Annotated in this window: 2 protein-coding genes; both read left to right on the plus strand. The window is 61.0% G+C overall.

The genetic code is table 11. The features are described 5' to 3' along the window. Positions 1 to 1,324: amidohydrolase family protein (locus tag OXG98_04745; protein ID MCY3771311.1), on the plus strand; the 1,324-nt coding region annotated here is incomplete at its 5' end. Between the two features lie 24 nt (positions 1,325 to 1,348). Continuing rightward, positions 1,349 to 2,245: amidohydrolase family protein (locus tag OXG98_04750; GenBank protein MCY3771312.1), on the plus strand; the 897-nt coding region annotated here is incomplete at its 3' end.

The raw sequence follows: 2,245 nt of genomic DNA on the forward strand, positions 1-2,245 counted from the left end.
CTCGCCCGAGCGCAACTCCGGGGGCTGGGGCCGTTTGTTCCGCTGGTATTCCCTGTCGCCCGAAGAACGGCTGGACCAACGCGCGACGCGCTCGCCGTGGTGGGCGCTACCGACAAAGAATACCTTGGATCGCGCAACCGCCATGCTGCCCAAGCTCTTGTCCGAACGGATGGACGTCATCGGCCTGGACTTTACCGTTCTCTACCCAACGCTGGGCTTACTGTTCCCACATATTGAAAACCCCGAAATGCGCCGGGCCGCCTGCCGAGCGCTCAATACTTTTCATGCGGAGTATTTCGGCGAGTATGCCAGCCGGATGACCCCGGCGGCCGCTATTCCCATGCACACGCCGCAGGAGGCCATTGAAGAGCTTGAGTTTGTGGTTCACGAGCTCGGTCTCAAGGCGGTGATGATGGCCGGGCATGTGCAGCGTCCCATTCCGGTAGTCGAACGTGCTGCCCCGGAGGTTGCCGAACACGCGTTCTGGCTGGATACGTTCTGTTTGGACAGCGCGTATGACTATGACCCGGTCTGGGCGCGCTGTGTCGAGCTGAAGCTCGCGCCGACCTTTCACTCGCCGGCCATGGGCTGGGGCAGCCGGACCTCCATCTCGAACTATATGTATAACCACATCGGACATTTTGCCGCCTCGGGCGAGGCGCTGTGTAAAGCCATGTTCATGAGCGGCGTCACGCGTCGGTTTCCGACGCTCAAGTTCGGCTTCCTGGAAAGCGGGGTTGGCTGGGCGTGCAACCTCTACGCCGATATGATCGGCCACTGGGAGAAGCGCAACGGCACCAAGATGGCCAACTACGATCCGGCCAATCTGAACTCCGAACAGTTGCTCGATCTGTATCAACGCTACGGCGGCAAATGGGCCGAGGAGTATCCCGGCCGCCTGATCGATGAAAAAAACCTGATGGGCGGTACCCGCGAAGACCCGAGCACGCTGGACGACTGGGCGCGCTGCGGGATTGAAAAAGCCGAAGACATCAAAGGTTTGTTTGTCCCCAATTTCTATTTCGGTTGTGAAGCCGATGATCCCATGAATGCCATCGCGTTTAATGCCGGGCTGAATCCGTTTGGTGCGCGCCTCAAGGCCATTTTCAGTTCGGACATCGGCCACTGGGACGTGCCCGACATGGAAGAAGTTCTGGAAGAGGCCCATGAGCTGGTCGAGCACGACGTGATCACCCCGGATGACTTTCGGGATTTTGTCTTCACCAACCCGACCACACTATGGACGGGGACCAATCCCGACTTTTTCAAAGGAACGGTGGTGGAGGGGGCCGTGGACAAGCTGCTGGCTCAAGAGGCTGCGTAACTGCGCGGGATAAAGAGGACAAGCATGGCCTACGATCTGTTGATCACAAACGGAACCGTTGTGGATGGCACGGGTGCGGCCCGCTATCGGGCCGATATTGGGGTGGCGCAGGGCCGGATCGCCGAAATTGCGCCAACCGGAACGCTCAATGAGAACGTCCCCCGCGTTATTGACGCATCCGATCTGATTGTCGCCCCCGGCTTTATTGACCCTCACACTCACTACGACGCCCAGGTCTGCTGGGATCCGCTGATCTCCTGTTCTTCGTGGAACGGGGTGACGAGTGTGGTGATGGGAAATTGCGGGGTGGGGCTTGCGCCGTGTCTGCCCGAGAAGCGTGAGGTGCTGGCCTGGGATCTGGTCAATGTGGAGGGGATGTCCTTTGAGGTGTTGTCACAGGGCGTGACCTGGGAGTGGGAGAGCCTGGCGGATTTCATGGCCGCCCCGTTCCGGACGGGGATGGGAATCAATCTCGGTTTTCTGGTTCCGCTGTCGCCGATTCGATCCTACGTCATCGGGGAAGCCGCCCAGGAACGGGCCGCAACGCCTGACGAGACCCGGCGGATTGCGGCCCTCCTGCGAGAAGGCGTACAGGCCGGGGCGCTCGGCTTTTCCACCACCGTGGCCACGCAACACGTGGGCTTCAAGGGTCGCCCTCTGGCGTGTCGTCTCGCCAGTCGGGACGAGCTGCGGGCGTATGCAAATGTGCTGCGCGACCTCGGGCAGGGCGCGATCGAGGTGAACCTGGGCGGCGCCGGATCGTCCATCCTGCCCTCGGGCAGTCCCGAGCTGATTGATTTCCTGCTGGCCGAAAGTCAGCGTCCGGTCACCTGGCTGTCGGTGCAAACGCGCAGCGACCAGCCAACCGCGCACCGCGAACTGCTGACCAATACCGATGGACTGAGTCAACGCGGAGGGATT

The organism is Gemmatimonadota bacterium (assembly GCA_026706345.1).
Taxonomy (GTDB): Bacteria; JAAXHH01; JAAXHH01; order JAAXHH01; family JAAXHH01; genus JAAXHH01.